The following is a 23,511-nucleotide window of genomic DNA, read 5'->3' on the forward strand; positions in this document are numbered from 1 at the left end:
GTGCGCTTATCTCGAGCGCTAACAAGGACCACGTATGGAGTTCGACCTGCCCGACGAACACCGGATGATCCGGGAGACCGTCAGGGACTTCTGCGAGCGGGAGATCGAGCCGATCGCCCAGGAGATCGAGGACGACCACCGGTTCCCCGCGGAGATATTCGAGCAACTCGCCGAACTCGACATGATGGGTGTCCCGATCGACGAGGAGTACGGCGGTCTCGGCGGCGATACGCTGATGTACGCGCTGGTCGCCGAGGAGCTCGGCCGCGTCTCGGGCGCGATCGGTCTCTCTTACGTCGCACATACGTCGCTCGCGTCGAAACCGATCGAACTGTTCGGTACGGACGCCCAGAAGCGCCGCTGGCTCCGACCCCTCGCCGAGGGCGAGTACGTCGGCGGGTGGGCGCTGACCGAACCCGACAGCGGTTCGGACGCCTCGGACATGGACACCCGCGCTCGAAGGGAGGGCGACGAGTGGGTGGTAAACGGCACCAAGCAGTTCATCACGAACGCCTCCGAGGCGGGATCGATCCTCGTGAAGGCGGTTACGGACCCCGACGCGGGCTACGACGGCATCTCGACGTTCATCGTGGATCCACGCGAGGACGACGGCTTCGAGGTGACCACCGTTTGGGACAAGATGGGACTCAACGCCTCGCCGACCTGCGAAATCACGCTCGAGAACGTACGCCTCCCCGAGGACCGCCTGCTGGGTGGGGAAGGAGAGGGCTGGGAGCAGACGAAAAAGACCCTCGACGGCGGCCGGATCTCGATCGCCGCGCTCTCGACCGGACTCGCACAGGGTGCCTACGAACACGCGAAAGACTACAGCAAAGAACGCGAGCAGTTCGGCCAGCCGATCTGTGAATTCGATGCGATCCGGGACACGATCGTCGACATGCACCGCAAGACCGAGCGGGCGCGCCTCCTCACCCACAGGGCCGCCCGAACGTACGACCGGCACGAGCCGGTCACCAGGGAATCCGCCCTCGCGAAACTGGACGCCAGCGAGGCCGCCCGCGAGGTCGCCGAGGACGCCGTCCAGGTTCTGGGTGGCTACGGCTACACGACCGATTTCGCCCCCCAGCGGTTCTACCGCGACGCGAAACTCATGGAGATCGGCGAAGGGACGAGCGAAATCCAGCACCTCGTCATCGGCCGGGAACTCGGCCTCTGAGGGCGGTCGCTCGCCGAGGCTCCCGACGCGAACCGGCGAACGGACTCAACCGAGGATTCCGTCGTCGCCGGTTTCGTTGGCCCCGCTCTCGTCGTCGCTGTCGGTTTCGGCGTCGCCGCTCTCCGTCTCGCTCCCGTCGGAGCCGGACCCGTCGGTTGAGGCCGCCTCGTCGACGCCGGTGGTCGCGGCTTCGACCAGCGAGACGATGTCGGCTTCCTCCTGGGGTCGGAGCTGCTGGGGGTAGACACCGATGGTCACGAGCAGATCGTCGTCGGCGTCGACCGCTTCGGTCACGTGAACGTCGACGTCCATGCTGTGTCCATCGAACTCGGCGTCGGCCGTAAACCGTGTTCGGGTCGTCGATTGCCCGAGGACCGTGATCTCGGCGTCCTCGTCGCGGGAAATGTTCTCGATGCCGTCGTAGTTGTTCCTGACGAGATCGACGAGTTCTCCGGTTGACATCTCCTCTAGGGGGTTGAGTTCCTGTCCGAGAACGGAGACCTGTGGCGACGTCACGACGTTGAAGGCGGCCGCGCGTTGGCGTTGCTCCAGGGGAGCGATATCCACTGCCTTCTCGTGGGTCGTCATGTAGTTCACGACGGAGACGGTCTCGCTTACTGGACCGACGCCGACGTCCCGGTCGACGGGGAGTTCCTCGATCGCGACCTGTTCGTACCCGGTCTCCTCGCGAGCGCCCCCCTCGACGCCTGCCGGCGAGGACTCGTGTTCGTCCATCCCGAGCAGGCCCAGACACCCCGAGAGGCTCGCGATCGTACCGACGCCGGCTCCCGCGAGAACGCTTCGTCGTTTCATTTCCGTGCAGATGACGGTCCGGATGGTAAGTGCTTGTTGGAACACCGAACGTCTGTCAATCCGAAAGAGTGCGTCGGTTGACGTGAGAGCGACGATTCGTGACGACGATCCGTCAGGGCCAGCTTCCGGCTTCCTCGAAGGCGTCGGCGACCCGCTGAATCGCGACGACGTAGGCCGCGGTTCGGGGGTTCTCGAGGTCGTGTTCCTCGTAGGTGTCGACCAGCGCGTCGAAGGCGTCGACGATGACGCCCTCGAGTTCCTCGTTGACGCGTTCTTCCGACCAGGAGAATCGCTGGCGGTTTTGCACCCACTCGAAGTAGGAGACGGTGACGCCGCCGGCGTTCGCGAGGATGTCCGGGATGACGAAGACGTCCTTGTCCTCGAGCACGGCGTCGGCGTTCGGGGTCAGTGGCCCGTTCGCGGCCTCCGAAATCACGTCCGCTTCGACCTCCTCGGCGAGGTCGGCGTCGATCGCGTTCTCGAGGGCGGCGGGAATCAGCAGGTCGACGTCGAGGGTGAGCACGTCCGCGTTCGTGACCGTTTCCTCGCTTCCCTCGAAACCGACGACGCTCCCGGTCTCGTTTTTGTGGTCTTTCGCCGCAACCGGGTCGAAGCCGTCGGGGTTGTAGATGCCGCCACTCGAGTCGCTGGCGGCGACGACGGTCGCCCCCATCTCGTCGATCAGTTTGGCGGCGATCCAGCCGGCGTTCCCGTAGCCCTGCACGGCGACGGTCGCGCCCTCGAGGTCCTTGTCGAGGTAGTCGAAGGCCTCGCGTGCCGCGAGGACCGTCGAACGGCCGGTCGCTTCGACGCGCCCCTCGCTCCCGCCGGAGTCGAGGGCCTTGCCCGTGATGACCCCCGGCTCGGTCGTGTTCTCGAGGGTTTCGTAGGTGTCTTTGATCCAGTTCATCTCCCGCTGGCCGGTGTTCACGTCGGGTGCGGGCACGTCGCGGTCCTCGCCGATCATGGGCCGGAGTTCCTTCGCGAACGACCGGGTGAGACGCTCGAGTTCGCTCTCGGAGTAGTCGTCGGGATCGATGACGATGCCGCCCTTGCCGCCGCCGAGTGGGATGTCGACGATCGCGGTCTTGTAGGTCATCCAGCCCGACAGCGCTTTGACTTCGTCGCGGGAGACTTGCGGGTGGTAGCGAATGCCGCCCTTGTACGGCCCGCGGTCGCCGTTGAACTGCGACCGAAACGCTTTGAATCGCTCGAGGTCGCCGTCGTCGCGTTCGATCGTGAGGTTGGTCTCGAGAACTCGCTCGGGGTGTTTGAGTCGCTCGATGACGTCGTCGCCGACATCGAGGTACGCTGCAGCGTCGTCGATCTGCGATTGCAGGCTCTCGAACGGATTGGTATCCTCGCTCATACGCGGCTAGTTTCCCCGACCGATGGATAAACGTAGCGAATGTCTACCATGGAACGGGGGACTCAATCACATTGATTGTAATAACGACCTTATATTCTAAACAATCGTTCAAATATCGTCGGCAACCTCGGCCGGATCCGCTCTGTGTGTGCGATCGGCGGCGCGTCGATCATCACCCCGCGACCGCGAAGCCGCCCCGTCCCGCGGCATCGGCTTCGCGTTTCGCCTCGCGGACGCGGTCGGCCCACTCGCGTTCCGTAGCCGAGGACGTAAACACCTCGTTGATGGGGTCGACCTGATCGGGCTGCGAGGAACGGCGTCCCGAGGGCCCAGTCGATAGCGTCCCGACGATAGCTCGCTCACGTACGAGACGGGGCCACCGACCAACCGACGAACCCCATCGTTGGGGTCGAACTTTTTCAAACTCCGACGCGAACGGCTCGAGTATGACCGACTTCCGTGGCGCTTGGACTGAAGACGAGGTCGAGGCCTTTCTACAGGAGGCGACGATTCCGATCCGGATCGCCACGCACCGGCCCGACGGATCGCTGTGGGTCGTCACGCTGTGGTATCGCTACCGAAACGGGTCGCTCGAGTGTGCGACGGGAGCGAACGCGGACATCGTCCGGTTCCTTCGTCACGATCCGGAGATCGCCTTCGACATCTCGACGAACCGTATTCCCTATCGGGGAATCAGAGGGAACGGAACCGTCGACATCGCTCCCGACGGCAAGCCGGTCCTGCGGGAGCTCGTCGAACGCTACCTCGGCGGGGCGGACTCGTCGCTCGCACAGTGGTTGCTCGCCGACGATCGTGAGGAGGTGGGGATTCGAATCGAGCCTCGAGAGATCTACAGCTGGGACTACGCCGATCGAATGCGTGCGGACTCGGACGACGAATCGACCTGACGGGTAGAATCGCAGTCTCCGCTCCGGACAGCAGTTCTGGCGACGACTCCAGTCACTTGGGAGGGGTGACCGAATCAGTCGTCAGCGCTGGGCGTCACCACTTTCGGATCGTCGGACTCGTCGGCACGCGGGAAGTTGTCGATCGTCTCCGACCTGAACGCCTCCTCGTCGAACTCGTACTCGCCGTCGAGGAACTCGAGCAGCGTGTGCGTATCCCGCATCGCGTTTTTGAGACACGTCGAGGCACCCGGCGACGGCGTGATGTTGAAGATGACGTCGTCGCCGACGATCTTGGCCTCGCCCATGTCCAGGGACTTGTTCTTGGTGTCGACGATCTGTGGTCGGACGCCGCCGTAGCCTTTCGCGCGTTCGATGTCCTCGAGTTCGGCGCTCGGGACGACCTTCTGGACGTGGGGCAGGAACTGTTTCCGGCCGACCTCGGGGAGGTCGTAGACGAGGTTGCGGAGCACGTACGGCAGGAGGATCCGGTCCGAGAGGATGTTGGCGTAGCTCAAAAACGCCGCCGCGTTCAGTCCGAACACGTCGAGGAAGTCCTCGACAGTGGAGATGCGACCCCGCTCGAGCGTCGGAACGAGTTTCGCGGTCGGTCCGAACCGCGTAATACTGCCGTCGTGGACGTCCGCGTCGCCGTGGACCGCGGCGAAAGGCAGTTTCTTCATCTGGAGCGTGTAGACCTTGCCGTTCAGGAAATCGTCCGCGAGGAAGAAGCTCCCCGCGATGGGGAGCAGGACCTTGTCCTGACCGTAGCCGAGTTCCTTGGCCATCTGGAGGCTGTGGGAGCCGGCGGCGACGACGGTGGCGTCGCAGTCGAAGCGTCCAGCGTCCGTTTCGATCGTGTAGCCATCGAGCGTCGGCGTGATGTCCGTGACTTCCGTCCCGGTGAAGACGTCGACGGCCGCCTCTGCTTCCGCCTCCTCGACGAACGACTTCGTCGTCTCGCCGTAGTCGACGACGTAGCCGTCGGGCGTCTGCAACGCGAGCATATCCTTGGAGGGGTCGCGCCCCTCGACGACCTTGGGTTCGATCTCGCCGATCTCCTCGCGGTCGATCGGGCGGAGTTTCGGGTAGAGGTCGCCAAAGCCCTCGTCCTCGTAGCGTTGCTCGAGTTTGTCGACCTCTTCCTCGCCGACGCCCAGCACCATCTTGCTGCGCTTGGCGTGCATCTCCCGGTCGGGATCGTAGTTCTCCAGGTATCCCGCGAGGAGTTCCGCGCCCTCTTTGACCTCTTCGGCTTTCTCGAGCGTGTAGTTGGTCTCGATGTCCCCGAAGTGGAGGGTCTGGGAGTTGTTCGTGTGGTGAGAGTTGATCGCTGCGATCTCGGATTCCTTCTCGATCAGCGCGATCGAGTCGATATCAGTGAACTTCGCGGTCGTGTACAACAGGGACGCGCCACTGATACCGCCGCCGACGATTACCAAGTCGTATTTACCAGACATTGTTGGATCGTGTGGCTCTGTATTGCATACGCTCGACTCCACACTGATAACTCATATTTTTTCGATCGGGCTTTCGTTGATCGTCGACTCCCCCATCGACGACTGTAGGTTCGGGTATGCGAGCGGTGCCGAAGAATCGCGTTTCAGACGCTGAAATGCCCATATAAGGTAACTCGAGGATCGTTCATGAGCCGCGTTTTTGGCCACTGATTACCGCTTTCCTCGCCTGATCGGGCCCGGACGGTGTCGTTCACCCGCAGCAGTATCGACAGTCGACGTACTATCGGGGCTGCCCCGGCGACGGCGGTACTCGAGACCGATACTGGCCCGTTCGTGAACCGCCAGTGGCGGTCCACGCCTGCACTGGGGAGTCGAATTCGGCGGTCCGATCCCCGCCGGCCCCGCTGTCGACGGGTGGAACGGTACTCTGTCGCGTCTCGAGGCAGTCAGTCCACTCGAGAGATCTACAGTTGCCGATCGAGAACCGTCTCGCCAAGGAGATTACGACGGTCGATCTAGCTGCGCGAATCGTGTTCCTGATAGATGACGTGGCCACACGCCTTGCAGTGTGAGGCGTCCGGGTCGTGGTGTGACAGGCCGCAGTTCGGGCACGTGATGTCGACTTTCTCCCTGTCGGTCCACTCGCGGACGATCTTGCTGGCCTGCCAGGGGATGACGATGATCCCGGCCAGGATCGACGCCACCGTGACCCACCGTCCCGCAGTCGTCACCGGTACGATATCCCCGAACCCGACGGTCGACAGCGCCACGACGACGTAGTAGAAGGCGTCGCCGAACGTTCGGACATCGGGATTGACAACGTGTTCCACGCTGTAGAACAGGCCCGCGGAGACGAACAGCAGTACCAGCACCGTCAACAGTAGTTTCAGCGCCCGCAACGCGTCGTCCGAGATCGTCCCGAAGAAAAACTCCGCGTCCTGCGTAAACCGGTAGAATCGAAGCACGCGAACGACCCGGACCGAACGGAGAAAACCGATGTTGGCGACCGTCGCGACTCCCGGCAGGACCACTACGAGGAGCGTCGGGAGGATCGCAAGCAAGTCGACCACGGCGTAGGGGTTTCGGACCTCCTCGAGGCGATCCCTGGCACCGTACAGTCGGAGCACGTACTCCACCAGAAACACGGCGGCGATACCGACCTCGAGCCGCCAGAGGACGACCTGTAGGCCGGCGGGAAGCGGATACGTCTCCGCGACGAAGACGACGACGAACACGAGGTTCAACGCCAACAGGACGATGTCGATCGCCTTCCCGAGCGGGGTCCGGTGATCCAACAGATAATAGCGGACGAGGTCGCGCCAGTCGTGGCCCGTGGGCGACGGATCAGTGGACATTCGATGGGCACATTCCTCGAGCGGGACAGGTAGGTTCTCTGGTTACCGGTCCGAAACCGACGAATCGAGCGTGGCGGATCCGGTATCGCTCGGGATCGTCGAGAGAAAATATATTACGGGTGGCGTCGTCGGTCGACGGCCTTATCGTCCGAGGAGGCTCCCGTCGGCGTACTTCGCCTCGTATTCGGCGTCGTCGGCGACCAATATCAGAATCCCTTCGATCAGACCGAGCAGTGCGGGGATACCGGTCCAGAAGAAGCACAAGTATATGACGCCGAGTTTCACGTTGCCCTGATAGAACTTGTGTGCGCCCAATCCGCCGAGCAACAGCGCCAAAACGCCGGCCGCGACCTTCTCCGAGTCGGTACCGCCGAGAGAGGGTTGTTGAACGCCACAGTCCGGACACACTTCCGCCTGCTTATTGATCAACTCGCCGCAATTAATACAATACTTCTCGTTTTCGCCTCGGTCTTCGTGCCCGCTCTCGAGAGACGTTTGCTGATTGACCCCGCAGTTGGTGCACACCTCGGCTTCGTCGTCGATCTGCTCGCCGCAATTGATGCAGTGCTTCATATTTTTATCTCGTGATAGATTCGTATACTCGACATAAGTAACTGATCGTTTGCAATCCAGTCACCACGCGTAATATATCGACACGACGGCTATAATTCCATAGCAGCTACCGATTCCGAGAACGGCCAGATTCGATTCGAACAGTACCAACGAGAGGCCAAGGCCGTAGCCGTAGCCGAGTAACGCACCGGTCACGGTCCGAACGCCGTTGTAGCCCCGACGATCACGAAACGTCGTGACTGCCCAATCGATGAGAGCGGGGAGTGGAAATAACGCGACGACGAGAAGGGCATCCGCTTCTCGAAACACGAGGAACTGCGAAAGGAAGCCCGCGAGGAGTCCGGGATAGATTCCCAGGCATCTCGCACAGAGATGAACGCGACGGCCCAACAGAACGGGTGAATAGCACCGATAGCGTTCGGACGGGAGATGGTGTGCGAGCGCGAATCGTCGCGTTTCGGCCAGACCCTCTCGTAGTTCTGCGGTATCGATCCGCATAGTCGTCCCTCTCGGAGAGACGACATGTATCTACTGGACGAGCGGCGAGACGGGCTTGGACTGCCCTCTCGTGGGCGGTTCCACCATCGGTGCGCTGTCCGGACGAGAGGGGGCCCTGCGCTCCACTCACAGCCGATCTCGGGAGTCCGTCATCGCTCAGAGCCGATCCCGACTGCCGTCGATAGCACTCGCCGGGCGGTTCGTCGAGCAATTCGATCCGCCGTCGGCTGCCGACCACACGACAACGGTCGGCGATGACCGGGACGAGTCGACTAGACTTTAGGTGCGCGCCGGGGATAGTACACGTGAATTCTAAGGAGGTCCACCGACAGTGGGCAGAACGGTCCGGGGTGTACTCGCCGGAGTATTACGCCGACTACGGGGCGGACCATCGCAGCGAGTCCGTCCGCAGTATCCTCGAGCGGTTCGTCGATCGAGAGGCCGCTATTCTCGAAGTCGGCTGTAGTTCGGGTCGCCACCTCGCGTACCTGCTCGAACACGGGTTCGAGAACCTGGCCGGTATCGATGTCAACGACGACGCGTTCGACGTGATGGCGGAGACCTATCCCGACCTCGCCGCGACCGGCACGTTCTATCACGACACGATCGAAGCCGCCATCGAACCGTTCGCGGACGGTCACTTCGACGTCGTCTACTCGGTGGAGACGCTCCAGCACCTTCCCCCGGAGGCCGAGGGGGTACTCGAGGATCTGGCCCGGATCACCGACGATCTCCTCATCACGATCGAGAACGAGGGCGACGACTCGGAGTCGGCCGAACCCGACGTGAAATACGTCGACGACGAGTTTCCCCTGTATCACCGCAACTGGAACCGCGTGTTCACCGATCTGGGGTTCGTCGAGGTCGCCGCCAGATCCGACAAGCGGGATACCGTTCGAGCGTTCCGTCCTCCCCAACAGTAACGCGACTGGCCGCTGAGCACTGTGATCGTTCCGGCGGGATGAACAGTCGGTTCGATAGCCGCCGGATGCTGGAACGATCCCGTCTTGGGACCGAGAAACCAGTGTTGCACGAAGTACAATCCGTGCCTACTCGTTCGTGATCACGTGAGAGACACACCCCTCGTCGACGACGGTGCCGTCGGTGAAGAGCCGAGCACAGTTGCGGATACCGTCGGAGCCGCCGGGGAACTGGGCTGCCGGTGCGACGTCGACGGTTAGCGTGAGCGTCGGGAGACAGTCACTCGGTCCGAGTCCGGTGGCGTTCGAGTGGACCGCAGTGACGGTTCCGCCGGCCACCGAGGCGCTCCAGCCGCTCCCGGACGCGGAGACGAACGAAATTCCGCCCGGAAGGTCGTCAGTCACGGTAATACGGCCATCGCAGTGTCGCTTGCTGGTATTACAGACGTCGATCTCGTATGTCGCCTGCTGTCCGTACCTGAATTGGTCGCCTGTCCGCTTTTCGATCTCGAGGCCGTCACAGCCGTCGCTGGCGGGACGAACTGGGACAGTGGTACAACTGCGGTTGGTGTCGGGGTCGGCATCGTCGCCGTCGATGCTCGCACAGTTGACGATCGCATCGCCCGTTTCGTCCATCGAGCCGATTTCGACCTCGAGGGAGAGCGTCGGCAGGCAGTCTCCGGGTGCCAGACTGGCGCTGTTCTGATGGGTAGCGGTAACGACCCCGTTGTTGTCCGCGGTCGTCCAGCCGCTCCCGCTTCCGGAGACGAAGCTCACACCGTTCGGGAGCGGATCGACGACCGAGACCGATCCGCGACAGCGGTGCTCGCTGTCGTTGCAAACGCTGATCTCGAACGTCGTCGTGTCTCCCGGCGTGACGTGCGTTCCGTCGTGGGTCTTGGTGATCGCCAGATCGCACGCGCCGTCCCCAGTTCCGTCGCTCACGATCGGGACCGTCGCACAGTCGCTCTTGTTGCTCGCGCTCGCGTCCCCCTGCTTGACAGTGGCACAGTTGACGATCCGGTCGTCCATATCGTCGCCGCCGACGACGTCGACGGCGAGCGTGAGCGTCGGCAGACAGTCCCCGGGGCCTAGGCCGTTCGTGTTGGGGTGTTCGCAGGTGACGACCCCGCCGCTTTCGGTACAGTTCCAGCCGCTGCCGGTATGGGTGACGGACGACAGTCCGTTGGGCAGGTCGTCGACGACTGTGACGGGGCCCGGCCGGCACGTACCGTCGCCGTCGTTACAGACCGTGATCTCGAATTCGGTCGTCTCGCCGACTGCAACCGGGCTTCCGTCTCCGACGTGTTCTTTGGCTATCGAGAGATCACACGCCTCGTCGCTCGGCTCGTCGTCACAGGTACAGACCAACTCCGCGTCGATCAACAGCCCGGTGACCGTCATGGCGTTGGCCACTTCGGCTCTCAGCGTGTACTGACCGGGGCTAACCGGCTGGGTCACTGGCCCTTTCAGCGTCGCGTGACCCGAGTCCTGGGCGAGGGTCACCGTTCCGGACGGTCCCTCGAGTTCGATCGTCGCGTCGTCGTCGACCGACCACTGGTGGATCCGGAGTTCACACTGTTCGTCGCTCCAGTCCTCCGGGACCTCGAAATCGATCTCGTAGACGTAGTCTCCGAGGGGGTCCGTAGTGGTCGGCCACCCACCGGTGCCGTACGGATCGATCCAGTTTGCGGTCGGCAGCGTGACCCACGGATCAACCGGCTCGACGCTCACTGCCTGTCCCGTCGTCCCGTCGGGTGAACTGACGACGCGCCACTCGGAGTCGGTCGTCCCGAACGTATCGGGCGTGCCGTTCGTCGTCCCGGTCCGGAGATCGAGACTGAGATCGGTACAGGATCCGCCCCCACCACCGCCGAGACAGCCGGCCACTGCCACGCCACTACCAACGCTCATCGCCCGAAGGATGCGCCTTCGAGAGATCGACCCCTCGTCGGTCATCGGAACCTCGAGTCGTCGCCCGGTTGTGATCGCGAGTTCGAAACGGTGTCGTCCCACCGTCCCTGTCGGGAGGGGTCTGCACGGTGCCGCCGCTGCCTACTGTGTCTGGAGATCATTGGTTACTCTCTGCGACTCGGCCTGTTATCGTCGTCTCGACAACAACCGAGTGCGACCTGCTGTAGGTGGGCGAGAAGCTGATAAATACTTTCCCATTGAATATATGTTTATTTGATATATGGTCGTGGTTCGGGGATCGACACTGCCCGGTTGGTCGCCGTATCGATCCCGTCGGAGTGCCCCGTCGACCCTGTCGCCGGTGGAAAAACTGTCCTCCCGAACGTGGCTCCCACCCGGCGTTCCGGGAGGCCCTCATTTGGCGTTCCAGGAATACCTTCGCGCTCGCAGACGGAGTCGTCAGGAGTTCCGTGGAGTCCCGCTTGCAAACGCCGCGTTCCACTCGTCGATCAGGTTCTCGAGTCGCCCCGCCCGCCGATGGGAGAAGGTTCGCGGGGCACGATCGATCGCCCGTCGGGAATCCGTGTGATCGCTCGAGGGGGGCGGCGGCGTTCGTGTCGTCGTTCGGTCGACCGTCGGTTCGGTATCGGACTGAGAGGGGTGTTGGGCGTTCATATCGGCACGTGTCGGGTTCGTCGAAAGCGGTGCTCGTCAACGGAGTCGGGCTGCTCCCTGGCCGTCCGGCAGCTGTATCGCGCTCCTATTCGGACCTCGGGGATAAACGTTCAGGGCGACTCTCACCGCTAGAAATCAGCACCGGGAATACGGGGAGCAGAATCCGGTAAAACGGCCCGTTTCGTCGGAGTCGGCGTCAGGGTCGACGGGCACCGGCTCGATCGGGAATCCGTTCGGCTGGGCCCCACGATGACACGGGTTCGACGACCGACCACGGTTTCGCCGTGACCGCGGTCGAGCCGAGACCGTTCGAGAGAGCCACGAGTACGCCGTCGGACCGCCCGCTACTGGTGAAGGGGCTGTTCCGACATCGTGGAGCGAAGTTCGTCGAGCCTCGACCGCGAAACGCCGTCCTCGAACTGCTGGAGGAGGGCGTACACCTCGGCGCGGGAGACCTTGACATCGCCCTCGCGGACGACGTCCTCGGGGCGCTCGCGGAGTTCGCGGAGCGTCCCGACCGCCAGCAGGTAGGGAATCGCCCACGCCGAGAGCCGGTTGCCGTGGCGTTCGGGCACGACCTCGAGGTAGCGCTGGGCATCGTCGAGGTATCGCTCGGCGCGGCCCGTCACTCGCTTGATGACGTTCGTGACGCCACCGTGGTGGGCTTCGTCGGTGACCGACTCGGCGTCGACGTCTTCCGCAGCGAGCCACTCGGCGGGGAGGTAGACGTTGTTCTCCTCGTGGTAATCGTCTTCGACGTCTTTCGCGATGTTGACCAGTTGCAAGAGCAGGGCAAACGAGCGGGCGTTCTCCCGCATCTCGTCGGCTCGGTCCTGGGAGGTGCCACGGGCGACCAGTCCGGTGATCAGCGTCCCGACGGTGCCGGCGGCGTACCAGCAGTACTCCTCGAGTTCTTCGATCGTCTGGAGCCGGAGCCCGCCCTCGGTGGCGTACCGATCGGTAAACATCGCCATTCCGTCGACGAGTTCGCGGACCGGTCCGCGCATGATCTCGCGGGGCTCCTCGTCGAACGATTCGAACGTTCGTAGGACCCGCGGTGTTTCGGCGACGACCTTCCAGTCTTCCGTTCGCTCGTCGGGAATCCACGGCTCGACGTCGTTCATAAACGCCGCGACCGATCCCGACGCGTCGGGATCGAGCAACCGGTCGTACGCCGCGAGCAGTTCGGTCTGTGTCTCCGGGGGAATATGCCCCGCATCCTCGATCGTATCAGCAATCCGACAGAGGAGGTAGCCGACACAGATGTGTCTGGCCATCGGCTCCTCGAGCCGATCGATCGTGATCGAAAAAGTCCGCGAAACGCCGTGAACCGCGTCGTAACACCACTCGAGATCGGCGTCAGTGGGGGGTTCGGGCTGGCCCGTGGTCATCTACTCGAGTTAGTTTGGTGACCATCCGGGAAAAACACCCCGGTCGCGGCGTGATCTTCCGACCGGTGGCTGACGCGACGTGGAACCTGGAGGATCGGCGTCGACGAGAGCGAACCCAGCGGAGCCAGCACAAGTCGTATGGGGGAGACCGGCGAAGCGATACCATGACCCGGACCGTACTCGTTGCCGGCGCTCACGGACAGGTCGGACAGCACGTGACGAAACGACTCGCCGAGCGTGACGACACCGCTCGAGCGATGATCCGAGAGGAATCCCAGGCCGAAGAGATGCGGGAGCTGGGCGGGGAGCCGGTCGTCGCGGACCTGACCGAAGCGGTCGATCACGCGGTCGAGGGTTGTGACGCGGTCGTCTTCGCGGCCGGCTCGGGCGGCGAGGACGTCTACGGCATCGATCGGGACGGTGCGATCAGCCTGATCGACGCCGCGATCGCGGCGGATGTCGACCGGTTCGTCATGCTCAGTTCGATGGGTGCCGACGACCCGGCGGCGGGACCCGAGCCGCTTCGGGACTACCTGATCGCCAAAGCCGAGGCCGACGAGTACCTTCGACACAGCGAGCTGGTCGCCACGATCGTCCGTCCGGGCGAGTTGACCACCGAGCCCGGCACCGGTGAGATTCGGGCCGGCACAGGGCTCGAGCTGGGATCAGGAGACATTCCCCGCGAAGACGTCGCGCGGACGCTCGTGGCCGCGATCGACTTCGAACCCGTCTTCGGCGAGACGTTCGAGATCCTGTCGGGCGACGACCCGATCGAGGACGCACTCGAGACCGTCGGCTCGAGCTGACCCCGTCGTTGACGGACTGCACAGACGATAGCAGCCTGCTCTGGCTATCATGGGCGCTCGGTGGCGAATATATTTTCATTATGTTTTCCATATTACATATTATCATCTGTAAGATACACACGAATGCCAGCGTATGTATGGAAAGAATAATACAGTATTTGTCCCTCTATGTAAGACGAAATGCCAGCAGGTACAGATCAAACGCTTCGGCCGTTCTTGTGGCGGGCAAGCAAGCTGTATTCCGATACGGAAATCGTCTCCCGGAATCACGACGGGATGCAACGATACACGTACGGTGAGTACGAGGATCGAACGAGCCAACTCGCGAACGCGCTCGACGAGTACGGGATCGAGGAGGGTGACCGGGTCGGGACCTTCTGTTGGAATCACTCCCGTCACTTCGAGACGTACTTCGCCGTGCCATCGATCGGGGCACAGCTCCATACGATCAACCCACTGCTCCCCGACGCACACATTCAGTTCATCGTCGACAACGCCGACGACGAACTGATCTTCGTCGACCAGTCGCTCGCACCGAAACTCGCGGGTGCCGTCGCCGACGCCGACGACGAGTTCGACGGCGTCGACTTCGTCGTCATGGGCAGCCAGCCGGCCGACGACCTCGAGGCGACGCCCTACGAGTCGTTCATCGAGGGCCACGAGACCGACTACGACTGGCCCGACGTCGACGAGGAACAGCCCGCGGGGATGTGTTACACCTCGGGGACGACCGGCAACCCGAAAGGAGTCGAATACACCCAGCAGATGCTCTGGAGCCACACGATGGCCTCCCAGACGCCACAGGGGATCCCGATGGCCGACGACGACGTCGTCATGCCCGTGGTGCCGATGTTCCACGTCAACGCCTGGGGGATGCCGTTTACGGCGACCGCCGGCGGGGCCAAACAGGTCTTCCCCGGCCCCTCTCCCGAGCCCGAAGACCTCGCGAACCTCATCGAAAACGAGGGCGTGACGATCAGCGCGGGCGTCCCGACCGTCTGGCTGGGACTGATGGAGTACTGCTCGGAGAACGACGTCGACCTCTCGACGCTCGATACCGTCATCGTCGGCGGCTCGGCGGCACCGAAATCGATGATCGAGTGGTTCGACACCCAGGGCGTCGAGGTGCTTCACGCCTGGGGGATGACCGAGATGGCTCCGATCGGCTCGGTCTCGCACCTCAAGTCCGACCTGCAGAACGCGGACTACGACACGCAGGTCGAAAAGCGGGGCAAGCAAGGGCTGGTCGTTCCCGGTCTCGAGTTCAAGGTCATCGACGACGACGGCGAGGAGATCGAGTGGAACGGACAGGAGTTCGGCGAACTGTGGATCCGCGGGCCGTGGGTGACGACGGAGTACTTCAAGCGCCCCGAGGCCAACGAGACGGACTTCGAGGACGGCTGGCTCAAGACCGGCGACGTCGTCACCGTCGACGAGGACGGCTACATCAAGATCGTCGACCGCGAGAAGGACGTGATCAAGTCCGGCGGCGAGTGGATCTCCTCGGTCGAACTCGAGAACGCGATCATGGCCCACGACGGCGTCGCCGAGGCGGCCGTCGTCGGCGTGCCCCACGAGCGCTGGCAGGAGCGACCGGTCGCGTTCGTCGTTCCCGCCGAGGGTGCCGATCGGGACGCGCTCGTCGCCGAGATCAACGAGATGCTCGCCGACGAGTACCCCAAGTGGTGGCTCCCGGACGAGATCGAGTTCATCAAGGAAGTGCCCAAGACGGCGACGGGCAAGTTCTCGAAGAAGGACATCCGCGAGGAGTACGCCGACCAGTCCCTCGTCGAGGGGCAGGTTCCGGAAGACGCCGCGCCGGACGAGAACTGAGGCGAGCGGCTGCCGATTTTTCGTGGCTCCGCGTTCGTACCGGGTTCGAGTGCGGTTCGCCGTCGACTACCGCCGGTCGAGACACTACTGCACGACGTGTCCTATCGTGGTACTGAGAGACACGATAGAGCAAAGAGAGAACAGTAAAGGATCACGATTCCTAATTTCGGGTATGGACTTTGCACTCTCGGCCGAGCAGCAACAGATTCGAGACATGGTGTCGGAGTTCGTCGACGAGGAGGTCGTCCCCGTCGCCGAGGAGATCGACCACGACGACGAGTTCCCCGCCGACCTCGTGAGCGAGATGGCCGAACTGGGGCTGATGGGGATGCCCTTCCCGGAGGAGTACGGCGGTGCCGGGCTGGACTATCACTCGTATGCGATCGGCCTCGAGGAGATCGCCCGCGGCTCGGGCGGGCTGGGGACGATCGTCGCCGCTCACACCTCGCTGGCGGGGAACATGCTCTACGAGTTCGGCGACGAGTCCCAGAAAGAGGAGTTCCTGACGCCCGTCGCCGCGGGGGAGGACATCGGTGCGTTCGCGCTCTCGGAGGCCGGTGCGGGCAGCGACGTGCCGGCGATGGAGACCACCGCCGAGAAAGACGGCGACGAGTACGTCATCAACGGCGGGAAGCTCTGGATCTCGAACGGCTCCGTGGCGGACACGGTCACGCTCTTTGCGAAGACGGACCCGGATGCGGGTAACAAGGGTATCTCCTCCTTTATCGTCCGCCCCGAGGAGGACGACGGCTTCATCGTCGAAGGCACCGAGGACAAACTCGGCGACAAGGGCTGTCCGACCGCCGAACTCCGATTCGACGACCTTCGGATCCCGGAATCGCGCCGGCTCGGTGAGGAAGGTGACGGCTTCGTCCACGCGCTGAAGACGCTCAACGGCGGTCGGATCACGATCGCCGCCCGCGGTGTCGGTATCGCCCGCGCGGCCTTCGAGGAGGCCCGCGACTACGCCGGCGAGCGCGAGCAGTTCGGCCAGCCCATCGGCGAGTTCCAGTCGATCAAGCACAAGCTCGCGGACATGGACACCAAGATCCAGGCCGCGAAGATGCTCATGCACAAGGCCGCGGACAAGAAGATCCGCGGCGAGGACTACATCAAGGACGCCTCGCAGGCGAAGCTCTACGCCTCGGAAGTCAGCCGCGAGGTCGCCAACGAGGGCATCCAGATCCACGGCGGCTACGGCTACACCAAGGACTTCGCCGCCCAGCGGTTCTACCGCGACGCCAAACTCAACGAGATCTACGAGGGAACCAGCGAGGTGCTGCGCAACACGATCGGCGATCAGTTGCTCGAGGAGTAGCCGTTCGAGCCGGCGCTTGAGTAGTAGCCGCTCGCGGACCGGCCGCCGAAGCGCTTCGCTGGCCGAATTTTTCCACGATTTTCGTTCCAGAACACTTACAACAAGTCGGGATACAGTCGACGTATGGATCGAACGGAGCTGTTCCTCGCGATCATCGCATATACGCTGATCGTGCGGACGTTCGGCAGGGAAGCCGAGGGCGCGATGATCCCGTTGTTCGTATTGCTGTTCGCGCTCCCGATCTACGTCGTCGTGCACCTATTCAGGAATCCGTCTCTCGACTGACCGCAGCCGCCACCACGGTGTCGTCACTCGCCCTCCAGACACTCCCGAACCCACTCGTAGTGCTCTCGAACTCGCTGCTCCCCGCCGTCGGTCAGCGCGTACACGTCGTGGAGTCCCTCGGTTCGTTTCGCGACGAAGCCGGCATCGACGAGCGCCGACAGCGAGCCGTAGAACGACTTCGGCTCGAGCCGGTCGTCGTAGTGGGATTCGAGGCGGGATTTGAGCTGTTGGCCGCGCAGTTCGTCGTCCGCCGCCACGAGCAGGAGACAGATGTCTCGGCGGCGGCCGCTCCGGAGCCACTTGGTCATGGCACGGTCGTCGACGCCGAGGCGCTCGAGCGTTACGGTTTCCGTCCTACTCGCCCTGGAGTCGTCGCCGGACGGCCCCGACGACTGTCCACGCGAGTCCACCGAGGACGGCCGTGCCGATCAGGGTGCGGTCACCGATCTCGAGGACGGCGGTGCCGCCGGGCTGGCGGTCGTGACGGAAGAGCAGCCAGCCTCGATCCGGATCGCCGAGAACGACGTCGCCGGAGCCGAACGCAAGCGAGAGGAACACGACCAGGAGGGCGTAGGCTGTGACTGTGACGAGGGTTCCGACGGTGCCGGTCAGGAACCGCGACAGGAGCCTCGTTCCCGGCAGGCGGCTCACGGACCGCTCGTCCGGACCGTAGATCCCGAATCCGCGAACGCCGCCGGGCGGGTCGCCCACGCGAACGTCGGCGGGATACTGACAGAGGACGGCGGCCATCCAGAGATCGCCGATCGAGCCGGCCGCGTTCGCCGCCAGCGGCACGATCAACAGGGGAGAGGGGACGACGGTCATCGCGGCGAGCCCGACGACAGTGATCCCCACGAACGGGGCAAGCAGGGCAACGAGCAGCTGATTGCGGGTGTAGCTCGCCCCGCTGGTTTCGGCGTAGGCGTAGGGCAACACGAAGTAGGAGACGCCGATGCCGTACCGTGGACTGTCGCCGTACCTGCGCATGAAGACGCCGTGGAGCAGTTCGTGGGGGACGACCACGCAAACGAGCAGGCCAAGCGAGACGGCCAACCAGCCCGCGATCGTCGGCGGCGACGACGGCGCGATCACGATCGGCTCGAGCGAGGTGCCACGCATCCAGGCGAGGAGGTGTCCGAAGGCGTACGCAAAGCCGAAGAATCCCACGCCGGAGACGACCAGCCACTGGAGCGCGACCGCTCGAGTGAGTCGAAACGCGGCGAGTGGGCGGCGGACCGCGGCGGGTTCCGAACGGCTCACGGGACGGTCGTCGAAGGGGATCGAAAAATCGGTGTCGATGTCGGCCGCCACCGGAGAGCGCGACCGGAACCGACAGGTTCCCGGTCGTTGCGTCCCGAGTACCGGCCATGACCGACGACCGGACGGCCGACGCCAACGGCATCACGGCCACCTACGACGAAACGGAGACGGAACGGGTCCTCGCGTTCGACGGCAACGGAGGGCGGACAGCCGCGATCGCACAGAATCACGAGGGGTACGCGATGTTGAAAGTGCGGCCGACTGCGGACGGGGACGAACTCGAGCGCTACTACGGGTTCGACATGGCGCTCGATCACGCCGGGGAGCTGCTCGGCGTGTCGCCCCACGAACTGCCGATTCCGGATGCGGCCGCGGATATGGGGATGTGAGCCGCCGTCGCCGCCCGGGGGCGATCAGACGACGAACGCGGCGACGATCAACAGGCCGAAGTACAGCGACACGAGGGTAGCGAGGGCATACAGTCGAACGCGGCGATACGCCGCCTGCTCCGTCCGGGCGGCCCGCTCGGCAGCCGCACGCTCACGGTCCGAGAGCCGCTCGGAGTGCTCGAGGCCGCGGTGAAGCGACTCGTATCGCGCCCGGCGAAACGGGCGGTCGCAGTACGGACACCGAACGGGGGGGTGACCGCCGCGAGCATCGCTCTCGAATCGCTCTTCGGGGACGCTCTCGACCGCAGGTGCGTGGCCGCGCGGGTCGCCGGACACGGTGGGAGCTACGACGACCGGCTGGATCGTTCTTTGGGCTGCGCTCGAGAGCGGTCCTGCCGACCGCTACACCCCGGTCGATCCCCAGCGGTGGGAAAAAGCGGGAGCCCTAAATACGCGGAGTCAAACGGTGTAGACGAGAATAGCCGTGTCAACAGAGTCGTTTCCACGCCCGATCGGTACACGACGCCGCTTCTCCGCACTGCTTGCAGCGACCGCGCTGGGCGTCTATTTGCTGTTGATCGTCGGCGCGACGACATCGCTGACGAACGCGGCCGCGTCGTGTTCGACGTGGCCGGGCTGTCACGCGCCGGTCGATCCGCTGAACCAGACCGAACTCGCGATCGCGTGGGCCCACCGGCTCACTGCGGTCGTCGTCGGCCTGCTCGTCGCCACGACCGCCGTCGCCGCGACGCTCGGTGACGTCTCGCGTCGCGTCCGAGCGACGCTCGTCGTCGCCGCCGTGCTCTACGTCGTCCAGATCGGCGTCGGTGCCGTCACGGCGACGATCGGCCCCGCCGCGATCGTCCCTGGACTCCACCTCGTGCTCGGGCTCGTGATCTTCTCGGGGATCGTCCTCGCGCTGGCCTGGGACCTCGAGCTCGCGACCGGCAGCGAGGACGACGCCATCGACTCGCCGGACCCGATCGGGGAGGACGTCCCCGCTGGGGCCGCGCGGACCCTCCCTTCGAGTCGCCTGGCCCGCGCTCGGCTGACCGCGTTCGCGTACTTCAAGATGATGAAACCGCGGTTGATGTGGCTGCTCTGTCTCGTCGCCGCCGCCGGGATGGCCCTGGCCGCCGACCCGGTTCTCGACACGTACACCATCGTCGCGACGCTCGGCGGGGGCGTCCTCGCGATCGGTGCCTCCGGGACGTTCAACCACCTCCTCGAGCGCGACGTCGATCAGAAGATGTCACGAACGGCCGACCGTCCGCTCGCGGTCGATCTGATCCCCGTTCGGAACGCGCTCGCCTTCGGCCTCACGCTGACCGCGGCGTCGCTGGCTGCGTTCCTGACGATCAATCGCCTCGCCGCGGCACTCGGGCTGGCCGCAATCCTGTTTTACAGCGTCGTCTACACGCTCCTCCTCAAGCCGAACACCGTCCAGAACACGGTCATCGGCGGCTTCGCGGGCGCGCTACCCGCACTCATCGGCTGGGCCGCCGTCACGAACGAGATCGGCTGGCCGGCACTCGCCCTCGCGGGCGTCATCTTCCTGTGGACGCCGGCCCACTTCTACAACCTCGCGCTGGCCTACGGCGAGGATTACGCCCGCGGCGGCTTCCCCATGATGCCGGTCGTCCGCGGCAGGACCGTCACCAGAAAACACATCCTCTATTACATCGCCGCGACGCTCGTCGGCACGATCGCGCTGGCCACGATCACCGAACTCGGCGCGCTGTACGCGGCGACGGTCGTCCTCTTCGGGGGGATCTTCCTCTGGGCCGCCGTTCGCCTCCACTTCGAACAGACGGAGGTCGCGGCGTTCCGATCGTTCCACGCCTCCAACGCCTTCCTCGGGGCCGTGCTGGTCGCGATCCTCGTCGACGCGCTCGCGTTCTGACTGTGAGGACCCGTCAAGACTACGGAGTACGTATCGGGCGTACTGTGACCTCCAAGGGCGATCTATTAGCACCTTTGCGATAGTGTCACGGCCCCCAGATGGAGGAGTTCCCGACACAGTAGAACAACCCCACCCATCCGAGCAAGAGTCCTGCGATCACTACCAGGAAGTCAGCCAAACAAGTCCCAACGATAACGCAGTACCCGATACCGACCGTGAGTAGAAGCAGCGAACTGCCGATCAATATATGACACCGGCGTTCAACTCTGGGCTCCATACGCCGTCGTATCACAATCAGGCGTAAATACCTATATCAAATAAAAAAGATATTCAGGGAGTCACGGGTGAGACGTGCCCGGTACGTACCTGTCGTGACAGCATTTCCCGACTCGGTTTCGAGCGGACTTCTGGAAACGCACCCGTGTCACGATCTACACAAAAAGCAGGCCGGGTTCCTCGGGGCGTGACCCCGAGGCGGTTCACTGAGAGAGCGAGAGCCCACCGCGAACAGATCGATCGGAAAACGTTTCATCGTCCGTGAGCGAGCGAAACCGGGATTTCGCCGCCCTCTCGAGAGCTTCGTTCCCCACGGTAGCGAGACTCCGGTCCCGAACCACTTGTCCTCGGGGCGGCTCACCAGAGCAGGTGCGGCCAGACGAAGGTGAACAGGAACCAGATGATGGCCGTCAGCACGACCGTCATGACCGCGTTCAGGACCAGTCCCGCCCGGAGCATGTGGCGCTGTTCGACGTACCCGCTGCCGAAGACGATGGCGTTGGGCGGCGTCGCGACCGGCAGCGCGAAGGCGAAGCTCGCGGCGATCGCACCGGCGACCGAGAGGAAGAGCGCGGTCGAGAAGTCCGTCAGCCCGAGCGTCGCCGAGAAGACGCTCCCGAGGCTGATCAGAATGGGGACGATGATGCTGGTCGTCGCGGAGTTCGACGTCATCTCCGTGAGGAAGATGACCACCAGGACGACTGCGCCGATGACGAGGAGAATGGGCGCGCCGACGAGCCCGCCGAACACAGTGTCGGCGATCCACTCCGTCGCACCCGTGTCCGCAAGCGCGTTCGCGAGGGAGATGCCGCCGCCGAACAGCAACAGCGTCCCCCAGTCGATGTCGACCAGTTCCTCCCACTCCATCGTGTCGGCCAGGACGAGCGCGGGGACCGCCGCGACGCCGACCATGACGTAGTAGAGCAGCCCCTGATGGCCCTCGACACCGAAGACCGTCATGCCCTCGCCGCCGAACACGGTCGTCGTCCAGACGTCCGGGAGGTACGGCCCGAAGAGGTCGCCCAGCCCGCCGAGCATCCAGAGCCCAGCCGTCACGGCGAAGATCGCCGCCATCCGTTTCCCGCGGGGATCGAGGTCCCCTTCGGCCTCGAGTTGTTCCCGGGCGGTGGCTCGCGCCCGCTCGACGTCCGGCACCTCGGGCGGGTACAGTACGTACGTCAGGAGGAACCAGACCAGCGGCAACGTCACGACGACGATCGGAAACCCGACGAGGAACCAGTCGGCGAACCCGATCTCGTAGTCCAGAATGGCGTTGAGCTGGCCGACGAGGATCGCGTTCGGTGGCGTGCCGATGATCGTTCCGACGCCGCCGACGCTCGCGGCGTAGGCGGTCCCGAGCAGCATCGAGATCTGGAGGTTCGTAAACGCGGCCGTCGACTCGACGTCACCGCCGTCGGCGACCGTTTCGGTGGCGTCGCTCGCCCGGTCCTGCTCGTCCGAGGACGCGAGATCGTCTCGATCGAGGACCTGGGTGAGAACGCCGACCGCGATCGGCATCATCATCGCGGCCGTCGCGGTGTTGGAAACCCACATCGACAACACGGCGGTCACGCCCATGATCGCGAAGATCAGCCGCCGCGGCGAACTGCCCATCTTGGCGATGGAGTACAGCGCGATCCGACGGTCGATGTCGTACTTCTGGATCCCGTTGGCCAGCATGAACCCGGCCAGGAACAGGAAGATGATGTGATCGGCGAATCCGACGAGCGCCGCGTCCATCGAGTCGTAGACGCCGGTCCCCGTGAGCAAGACGGGGATCGTCAGGGCGGTGACCGCGAGCGGTAGTGCGCCGGTGACCCAGAGGAACCCGGCGAAGAACATCGTCGCGAGTGCGTACTGGCCCGTCATCGATAGTCCCGACGGCGACGGTGCGGCCGCGATTGCTACCGTCCCGATCGTTGCGAGGGCGAATAGGGATATTCGACGGTTTAGGCCACCCAAGAGTCGGTGTATCATTGATACAGAGGGAATTATCATTACGGATCTTAAGCCCTTCCATTCGAGAGCGCCCCTAGAAGTGGTCGACGATCGCCCACACCTGTTCGGCAGTGAGTTCCGCGGCGTAGAGTTCCAGCAGCGTTTCCCGGCGCGGTCGAGACAGGGACCGGTTCCCGCTCTCGAGCATCGAGAGGTGTGCCTGCATGAGGTCGTCTATCTCCCGTTCGACTGCTCGCTGTTCGTATCCGGCCGCGACACGGAGGAGTCGCCACGCCAGTGGAGAGATGCCCTCGGGGTCGGGGAGGTCGGAAGCATCCATGAGCGTCAGTTACGAGAGAAATACCAAGGGGGCCTGAAATGCGTTCCGTCAGGCAGCGGTGGAATCGGTCGCGTTCGGCCTTCGCGAACGGCTCGTAACCGTCACGAACCGTC

At 64.0% G+C, this 23,511-nt stretch carries 23 protein-coding genes; 9 read left to right on the forward strand and 14 right to left on the reverse strand.

Annotated elements, in window-relative coordinates:
• The first annotated feature begins 34 nt into the window (after positions 1 to 34).
• Positions 35 to 1,177: an acyl-CoA dehydrogenase family protein gene (locus tag J0X27_RS16930; RefSeq protein WP_207270313.1), complete on the forward strand. Its 1,143-nt coding sequence runs from the start codon at positions 35 to 37 to the stop codon at positions 1,175 to 1,177.
• 45 nt (positions 1,178 to 1,222) lie between these two features.
• Here the strand turns inward: J0X27_RS16930 and J0X27_RS16935 are convergent, their stop codons facing one another.
• Both J0X27_RS16935 and J0X27_RS16940 read right to left on the reverse strand, forming a co-directional pair.
• Positions 1,223 to 1,990: a DUF6517 family protein gene (locus J0X27_RS16935; RefSeq protein ID WP_207270314.1), complete on the reverse strand. Its 768-nt coding sequence runs from the start codon at positions 1,988 to 1,990 to the stop codon at positions 1,223 to 1,225.
• Positions 1,991 to 2,102: 112 nt separating this feature from the next.
• Positions 2,103 to 3,359, reverse strand: coding sequence for a Glu/Leu/Phe/Val family dehydrogenase (locus J0X27_RS16940; protein ID WP_207270315.1), 1,257 nt, complete (start codon positions 3,357 to 3,359; stop codon positions 2,103 to 2,105).
• 446 nt (positions 3,360 to 3,805) lie between these two features.
• Between J0X27_RS16940 and J0X27_RS16945 the strand changes: the two genes are divergently transcribed.
• Complete coding sequence (locus J0X27_RS16945) at positions 3,806 to 4,267, forward strand: pyridoxamine 5'-phosphate oxidase family protein (protein ID WP_207270316.1); 462 nt, start codon at positions 3,806 to 3,808, stop codon at positions 4,265 to 4,267.
• Between the two features lie 74 nt (positions 4,268 to 4,341).
• Here J0X27_RS16945 and J0X27_RS16950 read toward each other — a convergent pair whose 3' ends face one another.
• The 4 genes from J0X27_RS16950 to J0X27_RS16965 form a co-directional block, all read right to left on the reverse strand.
• A complete protein-coding gene (locus J0X27_RS16950; RefSeq protein ID WP_207270317.1) occupies positions 4,342 to 5,724 on the reverse strand; it encodes an FAD-dependent oxidoreductase in 1,383 nt (460 codons plus the stop codon).
• 515 nt (positions 5,725 to 6,239) lie between these two features.
• Positions 6,240 to 7,079, reverse strand: a complete 840-nt coding sequence (locus tag J0X27_RS16955) for an ion transporter (protein WP_207270318.1) — start codon at positions 7,077 to 7,079, stop codon at positions 6,240 to 6,242.
• 141 nt (positions 7,080 to 7,220) lie between these two features.
• Positions 7,221 to 7,652 (reverse strand): TM2 domain-containing protein, encoded by a 432-nt coding sequence (locus J0X27_RS16960; RefSeq protein ID WP_207270319.1) that lies wholly within the window; start codon positions 7,650 to 7,652, stop codon positions 7,221 to 7,223.
• Positions 7,653 to 7,712: 60 nt separating this feature from the next.
• Positions 7,713 to 8,150, reverse strand: coding sequence for a DUF2085 domain-containing protein (locus tag J0X27_RS16965; protein ID WP_207270320.1), 438 nt, complete (start codon positions 8,148 to 8,150; stop codon positions 7,713 to 7,715).
• A gap of 305 nt (positions 8,151 to 8,455) precedes the next feature.
• Between J0X27_RS16965 and J0X27_RS16970 the strand changes: the two genes are divergently transcribed.
• Entirely contained in the window at positions 8,456 to 9,073 is a 618-nt protein-coding gene (locus tag J0X27_RS16970) for a class I SAM-dependent methyltransferase (protein WP_207270321.1), read from the forward strand.
• A 126-nt stretch (positions 9,074 to 9,199) separates the two neighbouring features.
• Here the strand turns inward: J0X27_RS16970 and J0X27_RS16975 are convergent, their stop codons facing one another.
• The 3 genes from J0X27_RS16975 to J0X27_RS16985 all read right to left on the reverse strand — a co-directional run bounded on the left by J0X27_RS16975 (position 9,200) and on the right by J0X27_RS16985 (position 13,050).
• Entirely contained in the window at positions 9,200 to 11,029 is a 1,830-nt protein-coding gene (locus J0X27_RS16975) for a DUF11 domain-containing protein (protein ID WP_207270322.1), read from the reverse strand.
• A 414-nt stretch (positions 11,030 to 11,443) separates the two neighbouring features.
• The gene (locus tag J0X27_RS16980; protein ID WP_207270323.1) at positions 11,444 to 11,659 is read right to left on the reverse strand and encodes a hypothetical protein; all 216 of its coding nucleotides are present in this window, start codon (positions 11,657 to 11,659) and stop codon (positions 11,444 to 11,446) included.
• Positions 11,660 to 12,003: 344 nt separating this feature from the next.
• The gene (locus J0X27_RS16985) at positions 12,004 to 13,050 is read right to left on the reverse strand and encodes a phytoene/squalene synthase family protein (protein WP_207270324.1); all 1,047 of its coding nucleotides are present in this window, start codon (positions 13,048 to 13,050) and stop codon (positions 12,004 to 12,006) included.
• A 164-nt stretch (positions 13,051 to 13,214) separates the two neighbouring features.
• Between J0X27_RS16985 and J0X27_RS16990 the strand changes: the two genes are divergently transcribed.
• The 4 genes from J0X27_RS16990 (at position 13,215) to J0X27_RS17005 (ending at position 17,292) form a co-directional block, all read left to right on the forward strand.
• Positions 13,215 to 13,856, forward strand: a complete 642-nt coding sequence (locus J0X27_RS16990; RefSeq protein WP_207270325.1) for an SDR family oxidoreductase — start codon at positions 13,215 to 13,217, stop codon at positions 13,854 to 13,856.
• Positions 13,857 to 14,036: 180 nt separating this feature from the next.
• A complete protein-coding gene (locus tag J0X27_RS16995; protein ID WP_207270326.1) occupies positions 14,037 to 15,689 on the forward strand; it encodes a long-chain fatty acid--CoA ligase in 1,653 nt (550 codons plus the stop codon).
• 172 nt (positions 15,690 to 15,861) lie between these two features.
• A complete protein-coding gene (locus J0X27_RS17000; RefSeq protein WP_207270327.1) occupies positions 15,862 to 17,007 on the forward strand; it encodes an acyl-CoA dehydrogenase in 1,146 nt (381 codons plus the stop codon).
• 123 nt (positions 17,008 to 17,130) lie between these two features.
• Complete coding sequence (locus tag J0X27_RS17005) at positions 17,131 to 17,292, forward strand: hypothetical protein (RefSeq protein WP_207270328.1); 162 nt, start codon at positions 17,131 to 17,133, stop codon at positions 17,290 to 17,292.
• A gap of 23 nt (positions 17,293 to 17,315) precedes the next feature.
• Here the strand turns inward: J0X27_RS17005 and J0X27_RS17010 are convergent, their stop codons facing one another.
• Entirely contained in the window at positions 17,316 to 17,600 is a 285-nt protein-coding gene (locus J0X27_RS17010; protein WP_207270329.1) for a PadR family transcriptional regulator, read from the reverse strand.
• Between the two features lie 46 nt (positions 17,601 to 17,646).
• Positions 17,647 to 18,552 carry a DUF3267 domain-containing protein gene (locus J0X27_RS17015; protein WP_207270330.1) on the reverse strand — a complete coding sequence of 302 codons (906 nt, stop codon included), beginning with the start codon at positions 18,550 to 18,552 and terminating at the stop codon, positions 17,647 to 17,649.
• Positions 18,553 to 18,659: 107 nt separating this feature from the next.
• Here J0X27_RS17015 and J0X27_RS17020 point away from each other — a divergent pair, with 107 nt between their 5' ends.
• Positions 18,660 to 18,941 (forward strand): DUF7111 family protein, encoded by a 282-nt coding sequence (locus J0X27_RS17020; protein WP_207270331.1) that lies wholly within the window; start codon positions 18,660 to 18,662, stop codon positions 18,939 to 18,941.
• Between the two features lie 24 nt (positions 18,942 to 18,965).
• Here the strand turns inward: J0X27_RS17020 and J0X27_RS17025 are convergent, their stop codons facing one another.
• Complete coding sequence (locus J0X27_RS17025) at positions 18,966 to 19,277, reverse strand: DUF7410 domain-containing protein (RefSeq protein ID WP_224214535.1); 312 nt, start codon at positions 19,275 to 19,277, stop codon at positions 18,966 to 18,968.
• A gap of 148 nt (positions 19,278 to 19,425) precedes the next feature.
• On the opposite strand from J0X27_RS17025, the gene J0X27_RS17030 reads away from it, so the two are divergent.
• The gene (locus J0X27_RS17030; RefSeq protein ID WP_207270332.1) at positions 19,426 to 20,844 is read left to right on the forward strand and encodes a heme o synthase; all 1,419 of its coding nucleotides are present in this window, start codon (positions 19,426 to 19,428) and stop codon (positions 20,842 to 20,844) included.
• 633 nt (positions 20,845 to 21,477) lie between these two features.
• Here the strand turns inward: J0X27_RS17030 and J0X27_RS17035 are convergent.
• On the reverse strand, positions 21,478 to 23,097 hold the full coding sequence (locus tag J0X27_RS17035) for an SLC13 family permease (RefSeq protein WP_207270333.1): 1,620 nt from the start codon (positions 23,095 to 23,097) through the stop codon (positions 21,478 to 21,480).
• A gap of 55 nt (positions 23,098 to 23,152) precedes the next feature.
• The gene (locus tag J0X27_RS17040) at positions 23,153 to 23,398 is read right to left on the reverse strand and encodes a hypothetical protein (RefSeq protein WP_207270334.1); all 246 of its coding nucleotides are present in this window, start codon (positions 23,396 to 23,398) and stop codon (positions 23,153 to 23,155) included.
• Between the last annotated feature and the right edge of the window lie 113 nt (positions 23,399 to 23,511).

Source organism: Natrinema longum, assembly GCF_017352095.1.
GTDB classification, from domain to species: Archaea; Halobacteriota; Halobacteria; order Halobacteriales; family Natrialbaceae; genus Natrinema; species Natrinema longum.